The following is a 20,593-nucleotide window of genomic DNA, read 5'->3' on the forward strand; positions in this document are numbered from 1 at the left end:
CACGGGCGGGAATTTGACCGTCCACTGTTCGCGCGCGACATGCGGCGCATCAGGTTTCGAGACGATCCAGTCATTGCCGTTATAGACCCACGGATCGGCCCCGTGGTCGCGGATGATGCCGATCACCTTGCGCGCCGTATCAGCTGGCAGCGTGCGGGCCTCGATCACGGTAAAATCGGGTCTGACCATCATACCGCCGTTGAAACCCGCGATCGGTTCGGAAATCTTCAGCGGGTCAATGACCATCTTCATGCCCTTGGGCGGGCGGCCGCTGGTGATGGTGAACAGGATCCCGCGTTCACGCAGGCGTTCGACAGCCCGGATCGCCCGGGGCGTCAGGATCTTGTCCTTCGTGACCAGGGTGCCATCCACATCGGCCAGAACCAGTCTGATCTGGCTGGCTGGCGTTCCGGCTGCGTCCTGGGGCATGGTGCCTCTCCCTTCTGTGCCGCGCGCCTATGCGCGGGGCAATACAAAACTTTCCATGGCAAAAGCCCATCCATCCTGCGTATTGGACCGCGTCACGAAACGGGCATGGGCCTTCACATTATCGGGCGCGTTGCCCATGGCGATGCTGACCCCGGCTTCCTTCAGCATGGGAATATCGTTGTTCATATCCCCGATACACGCCGTATTCCGGATATCAATATCCATCAGTTTTGCCAGTTCTTTTGCCGCATAGCCCTTGTTCGCCCATGGATGCGTAATATCAAGGTAAATGGGTGAGGACCGGTGTACGCTCGCCTTGCCAGCCAGCAGGTCCGCAAGCGCGCGTTCCACCTCCGGCAGGGCGGCGGGATCGGCTGACACCCCCATGATCTTGCCCACATTTTCATAATGCCCGGCAAAATCGTCCACCTGTACTGGGGTGGTCTGCACCACGTCACGTTCATGACGGACCTGCGGCGTGTCATCACGGCGCACCAGCCAGTCGTGGCCGATGAACAGCCATGGTTCGACCCCGTGGGCGATCAGGAATTCAACCGCCGTCCGGGCTGTTTCCGGGTCAAGGGACAGCCGTTCGCGGATCGTGCCGTCGGGATCACAGATCAGGCCGCCATTCAGCCCCGCAATGGGGGTATCGATACGCAGTTCCCTGACAAACTGCATCATGCCCCGTGGCGCGCGGCTGCTGACCAGGCTGAGCTTGATGCCAGCTTCGCGCACATCATCCGCCGCCTGCCGCGCGGCGGGGGTCAGCTTGCGTTCCGGCGTAATCAGGGTCCCGTCAATATCGGATATGACAAGGCGGACGTCCCCTGCGGGGGTGACGGGTGGGGTCATCGGCATCATCCAATCTTCAGCCAGTGGCGGTGGTCGCGGGCCAGCAGGGCGTCGGCCGCTTCCGGCCCCTCGCTGCCAGCCGCATAGAAATCAAGGCTGCGCGCATCCTGTCCCCAGTCCAGAACCGGCTGCACGGCGCGCCATCCGGCCTCGATGTTATCCGCGCGCTGGAACAGGGTGGCGTCCCCGATCATGCAGTCATAGATCAGGGTCTCATACCCCGTACTGGGCCCTTCGCTGAACCATTCGGCATAGTCGAATTTCATCCGCACACCACCCAGTCGCACGGACGGGCCGGGAACCTTGGCCGAAAACTGCATGGTCACGCCTTCGGTCGGCTGGATATGGATGACCATGATGTTGGGCGCCAGCTTTTCCACCGGCGTATCGCGGAACAGCGCATAGGGGGCCGACTTGAAGTGGATGGCGATTTCGGTCTTGCGCGCGGCCAGCCGCTTGCCCGTGCGGACATAGAACGGCACCCCGGCCCAGCGCCAGTTATCGATCTGGAACTTCATCGCCATGTAGGTTTCGGTCAGGGAATGGGGATCCACGCCGGGTTCCTGCCGGTAACCGGGCACTTCCCTGCCGCCCACCACTCCCGGCGCGTACTGCCCGCGCACTACATCCTGCGGCAGCAGGGGATGGATGGCGTCCAGCACCTTGGTCTTTTCATTGCGCACGGCATCGGCATCGAACGAAATCGGCGCTTCCATCGCCGTCATGGCCAGAAGCTGCATGACATGGTTGGGCACCATGTCGCGCAGGGCGCCGGTGCCTTCATAAAATTTCGCACGCTGTTCCACGCCCACCGTCTCGGCCGCGGTGATCTGGACGTGGTCGATATTCTGGCGGTTCCACAGGGGTTCAAAAAAACCGTTGGAAAACCGCAATGCAAGGATGTTCTGGACCGTTTCCTTACCAAGGTAATGGTCGATGCGGTAGATCTGCTGTTCCGTCAGCGTATGCAGGAGCCGTTCGTTCAGCGCCACGGCCGATGGCAGGTCGTGGCCGAAGGGTTTTTCCACGATGACGCGGCGGAAGGTATGCCGTCCCTCGCGCACCAATCCCGTCTCCCCCAACCGGTCCACGATGGGGCCAAAGAAACGGGCAGCCACGGCAAGGTAGAAAATGCAGTTCTGCTCACCCACGGTCGCGGCGATGTCCTGATAGGTCTGCATGGATTCGAAATCGCCGCGCACGTAGCGGATACGCGGCTGCATCCATGCCCATACGTCCTCACGCAATGTCACGGCTTCAGCGCCACGGCGGGCGGCAAAATCCTCCAGCGCGGCGCGGACATTGCGCTGTAGCTGCGCATCGGTCAGTTCGGCGCGGTCAACCGCCACGACACCGAAACCGTCATCCAGCAAGCCGGCACAGGCCAGATTGTATATGGCAGGCAGCAACAGGCGACGCGTCAGGTCGCCCCCACCACCAAAGATGACAAACGATCCCGGCGGGCTGCGCCGGGGGGCGGCTTCATGCCCGGGATCGCCAACCTGTGATACCGCCGAGGCAATGATGTTTTCCATTGTAATGCTGTCCCTGGACTGTTTCCGCCTGTATTCCTCCCCCGGCTGTTCCGGTTGCAGTCATTGAGCGCTGTCGTTTGTTCCAGGAACAGCCGGGACCCGGAATGCGTAGCACCCCGGCGTCCCGTCAGTTACCAACCGTGTGTCAGGTCAGTTATTCGTACCCTCGATGTGACCGCCAAAGCCGAAGCGCATGGCGGACAGCATCTTTTCACCAAAGTTGTTGCCCGTGCGTGAACGGAAGCGCGTGAACAGCGATGCGGTGATGACGGGCACAGGCACCGCTTCCTCGATCGCGGCCTCGATCGTCCAGCGACCTTCGCCGGAATCGGCCACGTCGCCCTTGTAGTTCGACAGGTCGGGGTTGCCCGCCAGCGCGCTGGCCGACAGGTCCAGCAGCCACGACGACACGACACTGCCACGGCGCCAGACTTCGGCAATGTCCGCCATGTTCAGTTCGAAACGCTGGTCTTCGGCAAGTTCGGTCGAATTCTTGGACTTCATCACGTCAAAGCCTTCGGCGAAGGCCTGCATGATGCCGTATTCGATGCCGTTATGGACCATCTTCACGAAATGGCCGGACCCTGCGGGACCGCAATGCAGGTAGCCCTGTTCCGCGCGCGGGTCGAAACCCGGCTTGTCACGGTTCGGGGTGCGCGGGATATCGCCGATTCCCGGTGCAAGGGCCGACAGGATGGGGTCGATATAGTCGGTGGCGTCCTTGGTGCCGCCGTACATCATGCAGTAGCCGCGTTCCAGACCCCATACACCGCCCGAGGTGCCGACATCGACGTAGTGGATGCCCTTCTTCATCAGTTCGGCAGCGCGGCGGATGTCGTCCTTGTAGAAGGAATTGCCGCCATCGATCACGATGTCGCCCTTGCCCAGCAGGCCGCCAAGTTCCTGCACCGCCGCTTCCGTCACCTCGCCCGCGGGCAGCATCAGCCAGACCACCTTGCGGCCGGACAGCTTGCCCACCATGTCCGCAAGTCCGGTGGCCGGGATGCAGCGCTTGCCTTCGGCCTGGCCGCACACCTTTGCCGTGACCGCGGGATCACGGTCAAAGGCCACTACGTCATGGCCATGACGGGTCAGGCGGATGGAAATGTTGCCGCCCATCTTGCCAAGGCCAACAATACCAATCTGCATAATCAAACACTCCTGGAAAAGGGGGATAGGGTCATAGTCCTACCGTCCTGGCGGTCATTGCCCAATGACCACAATCAAAAAGCCCGCCCCCTCACCGGAAGGGGCGGGCCAGCATGCGGTCAGACCGCGCGGGCGATATCCTGCCCAAGTTTTTCAAGGCCAGCCTTCAGCTCACCATGGATGTGGACACGCAGCACGCGGCGGCCACGTTCGGCCAGTACCTCCATGTCGCCACGGGCCTGCGCTTCCTTGACGATGCCGAAGGTATATTTCTCACCCGGCACCGGCAGGTTGACTTCATCATCACATGTGATCTGCAGGAACACGCCCGTATCAGGCCCACCCTTGTAGGCCTGCCCGGTGGAATGCTGGAAACGGGGGCCGAATTCGGCGGCCGTGGCCAGCTTCAGCGCATCACGCAGGTCCAGACGTACCTTCTGGATCCATTCACGCGTCCATGTATCACGGTCAATATAGGCCAGCAGGGCAACGTAGTCGCCTGCCTTGCCACGGGCGAAATGGGCCTTGAGGATCGCTTCGGCCGTCTTGCCGCCACCCAGCGCCGAAGCGTTTTTCGGATCGGCATAGAAGGCGAACGGGCCATCCTTGGCGAACGGTTCGTACGGCGGCAGCTTGCCGGTTTCGTTATAGGCGGTGGTGATCTTCTTGGTTTCGATCTTCGATTCCTCGACATCAGGCTGGTTGAAGGCGTTGATGCCGATGATCGAACCGGCGACAGCCGTCGCGAATTCCCAGCGGAAGAATTCTTCCAGCACCTGACGGCGTTCATGCAGTTCGATGGTGACGACCGGCTCACCCGCCTCGACCAGCGCGGCAAAGGCCGCGTCCTGCTTCGGGCACGGATCTTCGGCCAGACGCAGGTAGGTAAACACCCGGTCCGTGCCATACACACCCGGCTTGCCGATGGTTTCATCATCGATGGGAATCAGGCCCTTGCCATCCTTGCCGGTCGATTCCGCCAGAAGCTGTTCCAGCCATGCGCCCATGTCGTAAATGCCGGGGGATGCGATGATGGTGACCTTGTCACGTCCGAAATCGCGCGCGGCAACCCCCAGAACGGCACCCAGCACCACGCCGGGATTCTGCGCCGGGGGCACAGACGCGGCACAGGATTTCTCGCCACGCTGTGCGGATTCCAGCAGCAGCTTCAGCGGCAGGCCCGCGACGGCTGCGGGCACCATGCCGAAATCGGACAGCACGGAATACCGGCCACCGATCTGCTTTTCACCGTAGAAGATTTTCCAGAATTTGTCCTTCTTCGCCACGTCTTCCATGTGCGAACCCGGATCGGTCACGGTGATGAAGTGCGAACCGACCTTGTCGCCCAGCACCTTTTTCGCCTGATCGAAGAAATAGGCCTTGAGGATATTCGGCTCCAGCGTGCCGCCGGACTTGGACGAGACGATGAACAGCGTCTTGCTGATATCGATCTTCTTCTCGAAGTCACGTACCTGCTGCGGATCCGTGCTGTCCAGCACGTACAGGTGCGGGAAGCCCTCATGCTTGCCAAATGTCTGGGCCAGCACTTCAGGCCCAAGGCTGGAACCCCCCATGCCCAGCAGCAGCGCATCACGGAAGCCGCGGGCCTTCACCTCTGCCTGGAAATCCTCGAATTTCGACAGGGCGGCCACCTGGTCATCGGTGATGTCCAGCCATTTCAGCCAGCTTGCCTCGTCCTTGCCGGTCCACAGGGTTGCGTCCCTGTCCCATAAACGGCGGACATTGCCCTTCCTGCGCCATGTCTCCAGTTCCGCATCGACCGCCTTTTTCAGGTCGGCAGGCAGCTTGAGCGCGGTGGATGTCACCTTCCTGCCAAGGAACGCCGCCTGCTTGGCCGCGACCGAACCCAGCAGGTCATCAAACGCATCAGCGAAGGAGGCGACACCCTCATCCACCAGCACCTTGGTCACGCCATCAAGGTCAAGGCCAAGACGCCGGGCTTCGGTCATCACCTTCTTCGCGCCCTCGATATCCTGCGTCAGGGTCGGGGCCACCTTGCCGTGGTCACGGAAGGCGTCGAATGTGGCGGGGGGAATGGTGTTGACGGTTTCGGGGCCGATCAGGCCATCCACATACAGCACGTCGCTGAAGGACTTGTCCTTCGTGCCCGTGCTGGCCCACAGCAGGCGCTGTGGCTGGGCGCCGGCATCGGCCAGCTTTTTCCACCGCGGGCTGGCCGTCACGTCCTTCCAGTGTTCGTACGCCATCTTGGCGTTGGCGATCGCGACCTTGCCGCGCAGCGCCTTCAGCGCGGCGCTGTCCTTGTCGCCCTTCGCCACGCGGGCGTCGATTTCCTTGTCGATCTTCACATCGATGCGGCTGACGAAGAAGGACGCGACACTGGCGATGCCCTTCACACTCTCGCCACGGCCAAGACGGTCCTCAAGCCCGGTGATGTAGGCTTCCAGTACCTTCTTGTAGGCATCGATCGAGAACAGCAGGGTGACGTTGATGCTCAGCCCTTCGGCAATGGCGGCGCGCACGGCGGGCACGCCTTCTTCAGTGCCGGGAATCTTGATCATGAGGTTGCGGGCATCAACCGCTTTCCACAGACGCAGCGCTTCATGCAGCGTGCCCTTGGTGTCACGCGCCAGATACGGCGAGACCTCAAGGCTGACATAACCGTCCACGCCCTTTGTCTGTTCATAGACGGGATACAGCACCCTGGCTGCCGCCCGGATATCGTCCACCGCCAGCAGTTCGTACAGCGCGCCTGCATCAAGCACCTGGTGCGCCAGCACCGAACGGATCTGGGCATCGTAATCCGTGCCCTGCCCCATGGCCTTCTGGAAGATGGCGGGGTTGGAGGTCACACCCTTCAGCCCGTCTTCATCCACCAGCTTCTTCAGGCTGCCATTTTCGGTATAGGAACGCTGGATGAAGTCCAGCCATGGGGACTGACCATAGCGGGCCAGTTCCTTTAACGGATTTTCGCTACCAGATTCTTGCGCACTCATGCCGTGCTTCCTTTGCCTGCGGCAGCGCGGGCAGGCCCCGCGTCGCCAATACTGCTTCTTCAAAAACAAGGCAGGCGGAACGCACTGTCCCGCCTGCCTGTCCATTGTGCCTATTTGCCCGCCTGCCTGCGGGCTGCGGCCACCACGGCGTCAACCGTGAAACCGAATTTGACCTCCAGCTGTCCCGCCGGGGCGGAGGCGCCAAACCCGTGCATGACGATCATCTCCCCCGCAAGGCCGGTATAACGGTCCCAGCCAAGCCCTGCTGCCTGCTCCACCGCGACGCGCGCGGTGACATCGGGCGGCAGGACGCTGTCGCGATAGGTCTTGGGCTGGGCCTCGAACAGATCCCATGACGGCATGGAGACCAGACGCACCCCGATGCCATCCGCCTTAAGCTTTTCCGCAGCCTTCACGATCAGGCCGACCTCGCTACCCGTTGCCATGAGGATGACATCGGGACGCCCGTCGGTATCCGCAAGGACATAGGCCCCTTTTGCCAGACCTGTTGCCGGCGCATAGGTCTTGCGGCAGATGGTGGGCAGGTTCTGGCGGCTCAGCGCCAGCACGCTGGGACGGTCGGTGATCTGGATGAGCGTGCGCCACGCTTCGGCCACCTCGTTCGCGTCCGCCGGGCGCAGCACGGTCACGCCGGGGGTGGCGCGCAGCTGGGCCAGCTGTTCGATGGGCTGGTGGGTCGGCCCGTCTTCGCCCACCCCGATCGAATCATGGGTGAAGATATAGGTCACCGGCAGCTTCATGAGCGAAGACAGCCGGATGGGCGGCTTCATGTAATCAGAGAAGATCAGGAAGCCCGAGCAGTAGGCCCGCAGGCCATACAGCGCCAGCCCGTTGCTGATCGATCCCATTGCATGTTCGCGCACGCCGAAATGCAGGTTGCGCCCGCCATAGGTCCCGCCCCACTGCGGCGGCTGGAAATCACCCGCGCCATCGAATGTCAGGTGCGTCTTGGTGGACGGCGACAGGTCGGCCGAGCCACCGATCATCCACGGGTAATTCTTCGCGATTTCGTTCAGGACCTTGCCCGAACTGGCGCGGGAGGCGACACCCTTGGCGTCCGTATCGAATACCGGGATGTTGCTGTCCCATCCTTCGGGCAGGGTGCCAGCGAAGATGTGATCAAGCTGGGCTGCCTCATCGGGATATTTGGCGCGATAGGCCTTGAACAGATCATCCCACGCCCTGGACGCGTCAGCACCCCGGGTGGCGATTCCCGCCTGGAAGTGTTCCGGCACGCCATCGGGCACGTAGAAGTTCCTGTCTTCCGGCCAGCCGTAGAATTTCTTGGTCTCGCGGATTTCCTCGACGCCCAGCGGGGAGCCGTGCGCTTCGGCCGTCCCGGCAAGGTGCGGCGCGCCCCAGCCAATGATGGAATGGACAATGATCAGCGTCGGGCGGGAGGTTTCGGCCTTCGCTTCGGCCAGCAGGCGGCGCATGTCGCCGGTATCGTTGGCATCCTTCAGTTCAAGGACATGCCAGCCATAGGCCTCGAAGCGTTTGTGCACGCTTTCGGTAAAGGCGATATTGGTCGAGCCTTCGATGGAAATATGGTTGCTGTCATAGATCCATGTCAGGTTCCCGAGCTTCAGGTGACCCGCGATGGACGCGGCCTCGCTGGAGACGCCTTCCATGTTGTCGCCATCACCGCACAGCGTATAGACGTGGTGATCGAACAGCGTGAACCCGGGGCGGTTATAGCGTTCGGCCAGCCATTTTTCCGCGATCGCCATGCCCACTGAATTACCGCAGCCCTGGCCCAGTGGCCCGGTCGTGGTTTCGACACCTGCGGTGTGATGGTATTCCGGGTGGCCGGGCGTAAGCGAGTCCAGCTGGCGGAACTGCTCGATATCCTCCAGCGTCAGGGCGGGGCGGTCATTACTGGCCCCGCCGGGGCGCACATCGCGGATACCGGCCAGGTAGATCAGCGAATACAGCAGCATGGACGCGTGCCCGATCGACAGCACGAAACGGTCCCGGTTGGGCCATAGCGGGTTGGCCGGGTCATAGTTCAGCACATCGCGCCACAGCGTATAGGCCACGGGGGCAAGCGCCATGGCGGTGCCGGGGTGGCCGGAATTCGCCTTCTGCACCGCATCCATGGACAGCGTACGGATCGTATTGATGCACAGCGTATCGATATTGGTGGGCATTGCGCCACCTCCTTCAGGTGCCATCAGGGGGGATGTATTCAGGGAACGCATGAGAGACCGGCCTCCTTACAGCCATGGTTGCTGTCCTGATCGGGCCGGGCATGCGGCCTGAACACGACAACCTTTCTTGTTTTTCTTTCCATACCACCCGCACCCGGGCCGCCCGGCGGCGGACAGCACGGAGCACAAGGAAAAAAGGCTTTTCACGGCACGCACCTTCTCACGACCTTCGGGACGGAACAAGCCATCTCGTCAAGCCGTTACCCTTACCCCGCCGAACATGCGCGCCATGTCCCGCCATTACATGTGACAGCGCGTGACCATCCCCCCGGTTGCCCGGCCCCCGACTGCGCGCAGGCATGGAATTTGACACAGGCCCCGACCTCCCCCACCAGATCAGGGCCACGCACCGTCCGCCCATGGAGACCATGCATGTCCCCGCTACCCGCCAGCGACCACACGGATGGCACCCGCTTTTTCAATCCCCCCGCCATCCGTCCCGACGCCGCGCCACCGGGGCGGATGCGGCGGCTGTCCATTCTGAAATGGCAGTGGAACCGGCCAAAATCGGACTGGCCCGCATGGATGGAAAACCCTGCCCCCATCGGCGACCCGCATGCCATTCCCGCACCCGGCACGGTGCAGGTGACCTTTATCGGGCACAGTACGTTCCTGATCCGCCTGCCCCGCCCCGATGGCACGGCGCTGAGCATCCTGACCGATCCCATTTTCTCCCTGCGCTGCTCGCCCTTTTCCTTCATGGGGCCCAGGCGGGTACGTGCGCCGGGCCGGGCGCTGGCCGACCTGCCGCACATTGACGTGGTACTGGTATCCCACGCCCATTACGACCACATGGACCTGCCCACGCTGCGGGCCATTGCCCGGCGCGGGGATGACCCGCTGGTGGTCACACCGCTGTGCAACGCGCGCTTCATGCGTGCAACCGGGTTGCGGCGGATCATGGAACTGGACTGGTGGCAGTCCATGGCCATCCCGGGCCTGCAGATAACCTGTACCCCCGCCCGCCATGGCGCGGCCCGCACACCATTTGACCGCAACAAAAGCCTGTGGGGCGGGTTCATGCTGCGCGACGATGCGGGGCACCAGCTGTTCTTTGCCGGGGATACCGCGCATGGGCGGCACTGGGGGCTGATCCATGACCGTCTGGGCGCGCCCGATATCGCACTCCTGCCCATCGGGGCGTATGATCCGCGCGACCTGATGGCGGGCGTGCATACCACCCCCGAGGAAGCGCTGGAGGGCCTGCGCCAGCTTGGGGCGCGACATGGTATCGGCATGCATTTCGGCACGTTCCGCCTGACGGACGAACCCATGGACGAACCCGTGCGCCGCCTGGCCCGGGCCGTGCAGGATAGCGGCCTGCCCCCTGATGTGATGGGGGTCATGGACCATGGGGAATGCCGCGACATCGCATGGCGGCAACCCGATGATGCATGATTGCCCGATGTTCTTTTCAGCCGAACCGTCCTATGATCCGCCCCACCTGACGGGACTAGCCCCCGTTTTCCGCAACCCGACCAGCGAGGCAGGCACATGAGCAAGACAATCGCCAGCGGCGACCCCGCCGCCGCCGCACCCGAATCCTTCAGCAGCGCGGAAATCGAGACCCTGTTCCTGTCCGCCGCCCGTGACGGGCAGACAGACCTGGTAAGCGAATTCCTGAACGCGGGCATCAACCCCGACGCCCGCAACGACAAAGGTTATACCGCGCTGATCCTGGCGGCCTATAACGGCCATGCCGAAACCGTGCGCGCCCTGCTGGCGGGTGGGGCCAACCCCAACCTGCAGGATGCAAAGGGGGCGACCGCGCTGGCCGGTGTCGCATTCAAGGGCGACCTGCCGTGCGCGCGCGTGCTGGTGGAACATGGCGCGGCAATTGACGTGCCCAACTTTGTCGGGCGCACGCCGCTGACCTTTGCGGTCATGTTCAACCGCGATCCCATGGTGACCTTCCTTTTGGAACATGGCGCCAATCCCGACCTGCGTGATGGGGAAGGGATCAGCGCGCGCATCCTGGCCACCCGGCAGGGCAATGCCGCCCTTGTCGCCGCCATGGGTCGTCCGGCCACGCCCCAGGGCTGACCACTTTTTCCCATATACCCATTCCGCGCGCCCGTAGCCTGCAGGCACGATGGGCGCGCGCCTGTTTCATGACCCTGACAATCTGGAATTCACCCTGATGAGCCGTTTCTGGAGCCCTGTCGTCCATACCCTGACCCCCTATGTGCCGGGGGAGCAGCCCAGACTGGCCAACCTGATCAAGCTGAATACCAATGAATGCCCGTATGGCCCCTCGCCCAAGGTGCTGGATGCCATACGGGCTGCGACCAACGACACGCTGCGCCTGTATCCCGATCCCACGGCGCAGGCGCTGTGTGCCGCGATCGCGCGCGCGCATGATGTCCCGGCCGACCACGTTTTCGTGGGCAATGGATCGGATGAAGTGCTGGCCCATACATTCCAGGGACTGCTCAACCATCCCGAACCGCTGCTGTTTCCCGACATCACCTACAGCTTCTACCCCGTTTACTGTGGCCTGTATGGCATAAGGCATGAAACGGTGCCGCTGGATGATGACATGCGCATCGACATTGCCGCCTATCGCCGGCCGTGTGGGGGCATCATCATTCCCAATCCCAATGCCCCCACGGGAATCGCACTGGGTCTGGACGCCATCCGTACCGTGCTGACGGATCACCCCGACGCGGTGGTGGTGGTGGACGAAGCCTATGTCGATTTCGGCGCGGAGACGGCCATTGCGCTGGTAGGCCAGCATCCCAACCTGCTGGTCGTGCGCACGCTGTCCAAATCCAGCGCGCTGGCGGGATTGCGGGTGGGCTACGCCATCGGGCAGCCCGACCTGATCGCGGCCCTGACCCGTGTGAAGGACAGCTTCAATTCCTATCCGCTGGACCGTCTGGCGCAGGCGGGGGCCATTGCTGCGATCCAGGATCGGGAATGGCTTGCAAACACCCGTGAGAAAATCATAAGCTCGCGGAACAGGCTGACCGACAGCCTGGGAAAGATGGGGTTCGATGTCCTGCCATCACAGGCGAATTTCATATTCGCCCGGCACCCGGACCGTGACGCCGCATATCTTGCCTCCGCCCTGCGGGAACGGGCAATCATCGTGCGTCATTTCCGGACCCCGCGCATTGCACAGTGGCTACGCATCACCATTGGTACTGACGCCGACTGTCAGGCCCTGATAACGGGACTGACTGACGTGCTGGCGCAAAACGGGGGTTAGCCCCCGGTTCATCACGTACCTGCGCCTGCCCGACCTGCCGTGAATGGCAGGAGGCGGTCAGTACGTGCCGTTCGTCTTTCTACCCATACGGTTGACAACTCATTTCCTGGACCCGAGGTCCACAGGACACTTATCATGCGCGCATTCCACGGACAGATGTCCGACAACCAGCCGATCCGTCGCACGCTTGCTGAAAAACAGAAGCAGCTGCGTGACCTGCGTGAAACGCTGGCCACCATGAAATCGCATACAGCCCCCGCCCTGCGCGAAAGCGTACAGAAGCGCATCCGTCAGCTGGAAAGCGAGGTCAGCGCCGCCCCCGCCCTGAAGGCCGGGGAACAACGCAATACTGCCCGCCCCGGCGGCACGGACCGGCCACGTAGCCCGCGTCGCCGCCCTGAACGCAGCATCTGAACAGACACAAGAAAGGCCGGTCCCGCAGGGTACCGGCCTTTTTCATGTCCTGTCGCCTGTCAGAGAAACAGGTCCGGATCGGTTGGCGACTGTCTGAAAACAATGCTTTGATAAATAAAAGAAAAGTTTTTGGGTGCCGCCTTTTTTTGAGGCTGTTTGGAAAAAGCTTCACCAAAAACGTCTTCATAATTGGCAATCCTCACCTGTGCCCGATCCACAGGTTGTGCCAGCCAGGCGGGAACTACCCTGAACTACAAAGCCTCAGGTTGCTGTCCACAAGGCAGCCATATTCCCCAGTCCCTCCTGTCACCTCACCCGCACCTTCAGAACAATAAAAAACGGGCCTGCTTTGCAGCAGGCCCGTTTTCCACCCGTATCGGAACAACCGACCGGGTCAGGATCCATGACGGATCAGTGACCAAGCGTCACTTCTTCCGCCACATCACCGCGTGCAGCGGCTGCGTCAACGTAACGACGGGCTTCCGGCGAGACGGTCAGCACCAGCGTCATCAGGGCCGAAGCGACATACAGGCCGGAGAAGATCCAGATGATCCCCTCGATCCCGTGCCAGGATTCAAACCATGTCACGATGGCCGGGCCAACCCATGTGCTGGCGCCAGCACCCAGACCAAGGGCGGACAGGGCGGCGGCCTTTTCCTTCGGGCAGATCTGCGGCACCAGGCCAGACAGCGGCACGAAGGCGGCGATCGTCGCGCCATACAGCGCACCCATGGCGGCAGCGATGGGGAAGTTACCGGGGAACATCTGCGGCACATAGTAGAACAGCGGCACGGTGATCGCGGCACCCACGCAACCGAACAGGGCGACAACGGTACGGTGGCCCAGACGGTCAGCCGTGATGCCGGACACAAGGTTCACCAGGATGTTCGACAGGAAGATGATCGACAGCAGCTGCAGCCACTGCGACAGCGAGAAGCCGATGACCTTGGTGAAGAACGCCGGCATGATGACCAGGAATGCATATTCGGACGACGTGTTGATGGTCCGCACGATCATGGCGACAAACGTCTTGGGTTCACGCCACAGGATGCTAATCGAACTGAAGAAGATCGTGCCCGGCGGCGTGCCGGGGGCCGCAAGGCGCCTGGAACCGATCGGCTCACGCGTCATCAGCAGGGCCAGCAGGCCACCGAACATGACCAGCGCCAGCGAGGACCAGAACGTCGCCATCTCGCCGATCAGCGGGATGGAGAAACTGGCGAACAGCGAACCCAGCGTGGGCAGACCGCCAGAGAACGCAAACCAGAACCAGCCCGCGGCCGAACCCAGCTGGCGCGGCGGAGTGGCGGCGGCAATCCATACAAGGAAGCCATAGGTGAACAGAGGATAGCCAAAGCCACGCATGGTGTAGGCGGCCAGCATGATGGGATAGCTGTTGACGGCCACGCCGAAGGTCAGGAACAGGACCTCGAACACACCCCAGATGGCAAGGCCGATCCACATGACCCGCTTGGGGCCCCACAGATCGGACAGCGGCCCCGATGCCCATGAGGACAGCGAGACGGTCACACCATAAATGGTAAACAGCAGCGCGGTATTGCGCGATGAAATGCCCTGCCCCTCCAGATAGGGGGCCAGGTAGCCGGCCTCGACACCATCACCGATCATGAAGAACAGCAGGCCGACAAACCCCCAGAACAGGGGTGCCGGGATGCCAAGCTTATCAGCTATGGACGTTGATTCGGACAGATTGTCTGTCTGTTTCAAGGGGAGATTCTCCTCTTTCACAGGCAGCCGACACGAAGATGAGGGGCTCCACCTCATTGTGGAGCGTCGATGCAGGCTGCGTCCGTACCGTCCGGATTTCCGGCAAACACCAGTACGGAACCTCAGTTTCACAAGTTCGGGTGTGCAATCACCCGGACCGGTTACAGCAATGCGGGAACAGAAGAACGGCGCCAGCGCCAAAACGCCAGCGCATCATGCCTGGCAAACCTGCTTCCCCATTAAGTGCCACCGGCCAAAAGTCGTCAATCCAGCAGAAAACGTACCAATTGGTACGGATTGCATAACAATATCGATGAAAAACACCCGGCCGCACCTGAAAAAAAGGCAAAACCACGTGATCTCCCATCACTGGAAAGACCAGGAATTGGCTGGATATACAAAATCGTTGCAGTTGCGGACGATTTCACAGTGATCCGATAGTCTCCAACCTCCATACGGATACAAAAAATATATTCAGTGGGGTCAATCTATACTAAAAAACTCTCGAGAATGTAAGGGAAATCTCAAATTTTCGACGTGATTCTCGTTTTTCCCTTATTATATCAGGGGATTTCAGATCATATTTTTATGCATACGCTATATGCATCACCACCTGGCCCCATCTTTCGCCATGGGTGGGTTCCTGCCATAGTCACCATCCCGCCCACACCCGGACGGGGCCGCACCCCGGTGCGGGACAGGCATTGCCTGCTGCATCCTCCCATGCCGGGGCATGGACAGACGGAACGGTTACGGTGAACATCAATTCCATACGCCTTGCCGCATTGCCGGTTGCTTTGCTGCTGCTTTCTCCCGCGCTGGTCTGCCCCCCTGCCCACGGCCAGAGCCTGGCCACGCAGAAGGTGCAGCGTGCGATGGATGTCCTGCGCCTGAAACCGGATCTGGCCAGCAAGGCCTGCCTCGACAAGCTTGAAGACCTGCACAAGATGGAAAAGGTCATTGAGGAAGCGGGGGAAAGTGCACACAACCCCAACCTGTCGCTGGCGCACGACATCATGGAATCCGATTACGAGGACGCAACCGAATCCTGCGTGCCGGATGCCGCCAAGCTATGCGCGGCCCCCGGAAAACTGGCCAGCGCCAACCAGAAGAAACTGTGTGACTCGCTGGATGCGATCATGTCGGTTGACGGGTCGGATGAAGGCGAGGAAGTGGTTACCCCGCCCGAGGGCACGTCCTCCGACTGAAGACGCGCCCTGTCCTGGCTCAGGGCAGGCGCACCAGAAGCTGCAGCCCTTCCGCATTGCCCAGCACGGCTGACTTCTCCGCCCGGTTCAGTTCACGCAGGGCAGTGGCAAGATCCGGCGCCTCACGCAGCTTCAGCAGACCGACCAGCAGGGCCGGGTTGATCGGGTCGCCCGGCCTGCGGGGCGGCGGCAGCATGATTTCATGCACCTTCAGCAACCCGGCCCGCGCACGCAGCGCCGCCACCGCATCCTGCACGGGCTGCCCCGCCATCCGCATCATGTAGCCCACGGCCGCGTGCAATACGGGCGGCGGGGCTGTTTCCTCGGGGATCAGCAGCAGGCGCGCACGCCGGAATGCCTGCCCCGCCGCGGCGCTGCCTGTCAGTACCGCCAGCGGTATGGCGCAGACCAGCCCCAGCGTCACCGGCAGCATCCACAGGAACAGGGGCAGCGAAACACTCCACGCCGCCGCCGCCAGCGCGATACCCAGTATGGTATGGACCATATACAGCCGCACGTTCTGCATGATCTGCAGGCCACCGGCATCACGCTGCTGCGCATTCCACCCCGAGTCGCGACCAAGCAGGATGGAAATGACCCCCGCCGTCTGGATGATCATGGCGACAGGGGCCACCAGCCCGCCAATCACCGTTTCCACCACGATGGACGCCGCCGCCGCGATTGCACCGCCACAGCCACGGCGCAGCGGCCCGTCGATCAGCAGCAGCAGGTAGGCCAGTATCTTGGGCGCCAGCAGCACGCCCATGGTGCCGATGAACATGTATTCCGCCTGCACCGGGTCAACATGTGGCCAGTGGGGATAAAGCAGCTTGGTATCGCCAAAATATTCCGGCTTGTAGAACCGGTTCTGCAGCGAGACCACGATCCCCACCAGCAGGAAGACCAGCCACAGCGGGGCCGTGACATACGACCCGATGCCCATGAGCATGTGCATGCGGCTGATCCAGTGCAGCCCCCGCGCGGATACCACCTTTGCATGCTGCAGGTTGCCCTGGCACCACCGGCGGTCGCGGATGGCGATGTCGGTAAGCGAAGGCGGACTTTCCTCATACGATCCGGCCAGGGCGGGCACCATGTGAATGGCCCAGCCGCCCCGGCGCATCAGCGCCGCCTCCACGAAGTCATGGCTCATGATCGCGCCGCCAAAGGGCTTGCGCCCCGGCAGGTGTGGCAGGCCCGCCTGTTCGGCAAAGGCACGGGTGCGGATCACCGCGTTATGGCCCCAGTAATTCCCTTCCGACCCATGCCACCATGCAATGCCATGGGCGATCAGGGGGCCATAGACACGCCCCGCGAACTGCTGCATGCGGGCAAACAGGGTCTGCCCGTTGACAATGACCGGCAGGGACTGGATCAGCGCGACACCGGGATTGCGCTCCATGGCCGCCGTCAGCCGCACGATCACGTCGCCCGACATGACGCTGTCGGCATCCAGCGTGATCATCTGCTGATAGGCCGCGCCATAGGTCCGCACCCATTCACCGATATTGCCCGCCTTGCGGTCCGTATTGACCGCGCGCCTGCGGTAAAACAGCCGCCCGCCCCATCCCGTGGCACGGCACAGCGCCATATAGGCGGCTTCTTCCGCCACCCACACGTCGGGATCGGTGGTGTCCGACAGGATGAAAACGTCAAAGGCACGTTCCTGCCGCGTGGCCGCAAGGCTGTCGATGGTGGCGCGCAGGCCGGCCATCACACGGCCGGGGTCCTCGTTATAGGTCGGCATGAGCAGCGCGGTGCGCGTGGTCAGGCGCGGCAGCGGGCCACTGCGCTCGATCCCCAGCCCAAGGCCGCCATGCGCCAGCATCGAGGCAAATCCCGCCAGCGCAGAGGTAAAGGCCAGCGCAATCCACAGGAACAGCATGACGAACAGCACCAGCATCACCATGCCGGCCACAGACCGCTGCACGGCATTGAACACCAGGTCCATTTCGTAACCGGCCAGCCCGGTCATGGCCACGGCGCCCCCGATCACCAGCAGGCGGCGCAGGTGAATCAGCCGCCACTGGGTCGATGGCACGGGGCCACGTCCATGCAGGTCAGGTGCGGCCTCCAGCGGATGGACCGGCATGTCCAGCGGTGCCGTGGGCGGCAGGGCGCACCACCCCTGCGGCAGCAGTGGCGCAGGCTGGCCCGCCGCCGGACCGGATGGCGCGTGCATGGCTAGGGGGTCCATCGGTAGACCCACTCTTCCGACACGGGGCCGTTGTCATCGGCCAGCACGCAGTTCAGTTCCGCCACCTTGGCATCACCGGGCGCGAATTCGAACGTGCTGCGCCAGCCATGGATGGGGGGAACCGGTTCAACCACCACATTGCGGATTTCGCCTGCGGACGCACGGCACTGCAGGTGGAAATGTGGCTTTTCGGGCAGGTTGTCGAAGGGTGTGCCCACAAAATCGAGGTCAAAGAAACGGGTATGCGAATCATCTGTCGCCTCCCCCGTGCGGGTGGCGGAAATACGCGCCAGTTTAGTGGGCCATGGCGTATCCCACCCCCAGTACATGCGGTAGGTGAAGACATATTCATGCCCCGCCGCCAGCGCATCCTGCGGTCGCCAGAAAGAGACGATATTGTCGTTCACTTCGTTCGGGGTCGGGATTTCCACAAGGTCCACGGCCCCGGCCCCCCAGTCCCCGATCGGTTCGATCCACAGCGAGGGACGCTTTTCATAATTCAGCGACACGTCCTCGAAATCGGTAAAGGCGCGCTTGCGCTGCATCAGGCCAAAGCCATGCGGGCGCACGTCACTGAAGGCGGAAAACTGCAGATCGCGCGGGTTGCGCAACGGCCGCCACAACTGCTGGCCACTACCCGTCCACATGGACAGGCCCTCGCTGTCGTGCGCGGCGGGCCGCCAGTCATCAACGCGCGTGCGATCATTCGCATCAAAATAGAACATGCCCGTCAGCGGCGCGATGCCGGATTCCGCAATGGCCTTGCGGGGATAGAGATAGGACTGGACATCAAAGATCGTCGTCTCACCAGGGCGGATGGTAAAACGGAACGCGCCCACCAAAGACGGACTGTCCAGCAGCGCATGGATGACAACGCTGTCCACGCCAGCCTTGGGCTTTTCCAGCCAGAAGGCGCGGAACAGGGCGAATTCCTCCCCCTTCGGGTCGCCGGTCCCGTTGGCGAAGCCACGCGCGGACAGGCCGTAATTCTGCCCCTTGGCCACCGCACGGAAATAGGACGCGCCAAGGAAGACGCAGAATTCCTCCATCACGCCGGGCGTATTGATCGGCGCACGCAGCCGCAGGCCAGCAAAACCGATATCATCATTCACCCGCAGGGCCGGATCGTTATAGGTGAACATGTCGGGGTTGAAGGCAATGGGCCGGGCCTGCCCGTCAATGACTTCATGCATGTCAATGCGCGGGGCGTACAGATAGCCACGGGGAAAGAATTCAACATCGAAGCCCAGGTTCTCGCCATGCCACAGGGCCTGTTCCGAACGGAACGCCATGGAATTGTACTGGTCGAAATTCAGGTTACGCAGCGCGGAAGGCAGGGACTGTGACGGGGCCTGATACGCCTGCTGCGACAGCTGGTGCGCCAGCGTGCGCACGGTGGTGGAATCGAAATTGCCACTCTGCGTCGCGCGGGCGGGACGCGCCACGCCAATCCCCGCCACGGTAATGGCGGACAGGGCTGTTCCCGCTTTCATGAAATCACGTCGTAACACTGAGTTTAACTCCAGTCATTTTTCTTGTTTCACCGTAGTGGCACATCATTTTTACCAATTGGCAAAAAATAATGCCTGAACGTCCGTGATCGTGACTGCCTATGGCTTTTTCACGGCGAAGGCGCGCACATGGCCGCCAGGGTTTCCATCTGTACCCGCACGGCGTCCCGCGCCGCGTGTTCGATTTCACGGTACAGCCGCAGCACGGCCTCGCCTTCCGGTGACAGGCCAGCGCCCCCGCCCCCACCGGGCCGGGCGGAAACCAGCGGCCGCACGAAGGTCGTGTTCATGGCCTCGACCAGCAGCCACGCGCGGCGATAGGACATGCCCATGGCCCGCGCCGCAGCGGAAATGGAACCGGTCTGGCCAATCTGTTCCAGAAGCTTGATCTTGCCATGCCCCAGCAGGGGCGAGCCATTCGCGTCCACCCGTAATGTCAGGCGCATTTCTGTCATGGTTTCAAAACTCCTGACCACAGCTATATCATCGCCCCTTCTACCGGAAACGGCTTCACCTGAAACGGAATTTTGCCGCAATGACCCAGCCCATTTCCCCATCCGGGCCACCGTCGGGCACATGGCGGCCCATGGGGGCGCAGGATCTGCCCGCCGTCATGGCGCTGGCCACCGCCATGCATCCCGGCTGCCCCGAACGGATGGATGTGCTGGATGAACGCCGAAGGCTATGCCCGGCGGGCTGCCTGATCCTGCCCGATATGCAGGGAAACCCGGGCGGTTATGTCTTAAGCCATCCATGGCGCATGGCCTGCCCGCCCGCGCTGGACACCTATCTGCACCAACTGCCCGCGTGGGCGGATTGCTGGTACCTGCATGACATTGCAATCATCCCCACCCTGCGCGGACGGGGGGCGATGCATGCGGCCCTGCGCATCCTGATGCAACACGCACGCCAGCACGACCTGCGCTGGATGACGCTAATGGCAGCGGAAGGGGCACGCCCGGTCTGGGCGCATATGGGATTTGAGCCCATGACCAACATCCCGGTAGATATTACCGCATCCTACGGGACCGATGCCTGCCCCATGCGCCGCGCCATTTCCACAACGAGGCAGGCATGAAGGCCATCTGGAAATCAAAGAAGTTTCTGGCGAAGCTTTTTTGCAAAAAGCTTCAGGGAACGCCGCCTT

At 62.2% G+C, this 20,593-nt stretch carries 18 protein-coding genes; 7 read left to right on the forward strand and 11 right to left on the reverse strand.

Annotated features, from left to right (window positions below; all coding sequences use genetic code 11):
* The 7 genes from AC1RQ9_RS15035 to AC1RQ9_RS15065 all read right to left on the reverse strand — a co-directional run.
* The coding region (locus AC1RQ9_RS15035) for an HAD family hydrolase (RefSeq protein ID WP_485987598.1) at positions 1 to 429 on the reverse strand (429 nt) is incomplete at its 3' end.
* Positions 430 to 456: 27 nt separating this feature from the next.
* Positions 457 to 1,293, reverse strand: a complete 837-nt coding sequence (locus AC1RQ9_RS15040; RefSeq protein WP_485987599.1) for a Cof-type HAD-IIB family hydrolase — start codon at positions 1,291 to 1,293, stop codon at positions 457 to 459.
* A complete protein-coding gene (gene zwf / locus AC1RQ9_RS15045) occupies positions 1,290 to 2,819 on the reverse strand; it encodes a glucose-6-phosphate dehydrogenase (RefSeq protein ID WP_485987600.1) in 1,530 nt (509 codons plus the stop codon). Before zwf ends, AC1RQ9_RS15040 begins: the two co-directional genes overlap by 4 nt.
* A 150-nt stretch (positions 2,820 to 2,969) precedes the next feature.
* Positions 2,970 to 3,968, reverse strand: coding sequence for a phosphogluconate dehydrogenase (NAD(+)-dependent, decarboxylating) (gnd, locus tag AC1RQ9_RS15050; RefSeq protein ID WP_193733328.1), 999 nt, complete (start codon positions 3,966 to 3,968; stop codon positions 2,970 to 2,972).
* A 119-nt stretch (positions 3,969 to 4,087) separates the two neighbouring features.
* Complete coding sequence (locus AC1RQ9_RS15055) at positions 4,088 to 6,946, reverse strand: bifunctional transaldolase/phosoglucose isomerase (protein WP_485987601.1); 2,859 nt, start codon at positions 6,944 to 6,946, stop codon at positions 4,088 to 4,090.
* Positions 6,947 to 7,056: 110 nt separating this feature from the next.
* The gene (tkt, locus tag AC1RQ9_RS15060; RefSeq protein ID WP_485987603.1) at positions 7,057 to 9,168 is read right to left on the reverse strand and encodes a transketolase; all 2,112 of its coding nucleotides are present in this window, start codon (positions 9,166 to 9,168) and stop codon (positions 7,057 to 7,059) included.
* Positions 9,169 to 9,383: 215 nt separating this feature from the next.
* A complete protein-coding gene (locus tag AC1RQ9_RS15065; RefSeq protein WP_485987604.1) occupies positions 9,384 to 9,551 on the reverse strand; it encodes a hypothetical protein in 168 nt (55 codons plus the stop codon).
* Between AC1RQ9_RS15065 and AC1RQ9_RS15070 the strand changes: the two genes are divergently transcribed.
* The 4 genes from AC1RQ9_RS15070 (at position 9,550) to AC1RQ9_RS15085 (ending at position 12,802) form a co-directional block, all read left to right on the forward strand.
* Positions 9,550 to 10,575 (forward strand): MBL fold metallo-hydrolase, encoded by a 1,026-nt coding sequence (locus AC1RQ9_RS15070; RefSeq protein ID WP_485987605.1) that lies wholly within the window; start codon positions 9,550 to 9,552, stop codon positions 10,573 to 10,575. The genes AC1RQ9_RS15065 and AC1RQ9_RS15070 overlap by 2 nt on opposite strands.
* A 96-nt stretch (positions 10,576 to 10,671) precedes the next feature.
* Positions 10,672 to 11,220, forward strand: coding sequence for an ankyrin repeat domain-containing protein (locus AC1RQ9_RS15075; protein WP_193733324.1), 549 nt, complete (start codon positions 10,672 to 10,674; stop codon positions 11,218 to 11,220).
* Between the two features lie 97 nt (positions 11,221 to 11,317).
* Positions 11,318 to 12,388: a histidinol-phosphate transaminase gene (gene hisC, locus AC1RQ9_RS15080; protein ID WP_485987608.1), complete on the forward strand. Its 1,071-nt coding sequence runs from the start codon at positions 11,318 to 11,320 to the stop codon at positions 12,386 to 12,388.
* Positions 12,389 to 12,523: 135 nt separating this feature from the next.
* Positions 12,524 to 12,802 (forward strand): hypothetical protein, encoded by a 279-nt coding sequence (locus AC1RQ9_RS15085; protein ID WP_193733322.1) that lies wholly within the window; start codon positions 12,524 to 12,526, stop codon positions 12,800 to 12,802.
* Positions 12,803 to 13,213: 411 nt separating this feature from the next.
* Here the strand turns inward: AC1RQ9_RS15085 and AC1RQ9_RS15090 are convergent, their stop codons facing one another.
* The gene (locus tag AC1RQ9_RS15090; protein ID WP_485987609.1) at positions 13,214 to 14,530 is read right to left on the reverse strand and encodes an MFS transporter; all 1,317 of its coding nucleotides are present in this window, start codon (positions 14,528 to 14,530) and stop codon (positions 13,214 to 13,216) included.
* Between the two features lie 169 nt (positions 14,531 to 14,699).
* Between AC1RQ9_RS15090 and AC1RQ9_RS15095 the strand changes: the two genes are divergently transcribed.
* Positions 14,700 to 14,963: a hypothetical protein gene (locus tag AC1RQ9_RS15095; protein WP_485987610.1), complete on the forward strand. Its 264-nt coding sequence runs from the start codon at positions 14,700 to 14,702 to the stop codon at positions 14,961 to 14,963.
* Positions 14,964 to 15,234: 271 nt separating this feature from the next.
* Positions 15,235 to 15,738, forward strand: a complete 504-nt coding sequence (locus tag AC1RQ9_RS15100) for a hypothetical protein (RefSeq protein WP_485987612.1) — start codon at positions 15,235 to 15,237, stop codon at positions 15,736 to 15,738.
* 19 nt (positions 15,739 to 15,757) lie between these two features.
* On the opposite strand, the gene mdoH is transcribed toward AC1RQ9_RS15100, so the two are convergent.
* The 3 genes from mdoH to AC1RQ9_RS15115 all read right to left on the reverse strand — a co-directional run bounded on the left by mdoH (position 15,758) and on the right by AC1RQ9_RS15115 (position 19,901).
* The gene (mdoH, locus tag AC1RQ9_RS15105) at positions 15,758 to 17,935 is read right to left on the reverse strand and encodes a glucans biosynthesis glucosyltransferase MdoH (protein WP_485987614.1); all 2,178 of its coding nucleotides are present in this window, start codon (positions 17,933 to 17,935) and stop codon (positions 15,758 to 15,760) included.
* A complete protein-coding gene (locus tag AC1RQ9_RS15110; protein WP_485987624.1) occupies positions 17,923 to 19,428 on the reverse strand; it encodes an OpgD/OpgG family glucan biosynthesis protein in 1,506 nt (501 codons plus the stop codon). Before AC1RQ9_RS15110 ends, mdoH begins: the two co-directional genes overlap by 13 nt.
* Positions 19,429 to 19,556: 128 nt before the next feature.
* Positions 19,557 to 19,901 carry a winged helix-turn-helix domain-containing protein gene (locus AC1RQ9_RS15115; RefSeq protein WP_485987615.1) on the reverse strand — a complete coding sequence of 115 codons (345 nt, stop codon included), beginning with the start codon at positions 19,899 to 19,901 and terminating at the stop codon, positions 19,557 to 19,559.
* An 80-nt stretch (positions 19,902 to 19,981) separates the two neighbouring features.
* Here AC1RQ9_RS15115 and AC1RQ9_RS15120 point away from each other — a divergent pair, with 80 nt between their 5' ends.
* On the forward strand, positions 19,982 to 20,524 hold the full coding sequence (locus tag AC1RQ9_RS15120; RefSeq protein WP_485987616.1) for a GNAT family N-acetyltransferase: 543 nt from the start codon (positions 19,982 to 19,984) through the stop codon (positions 20,522 to 20,524).
* Positions 20,525 to 20,593 lie beyond the last annotated feature (69 nt).

It is taken from the genome of Komagataeibacter ossonobensis (genome assembly GCF_057359305.1).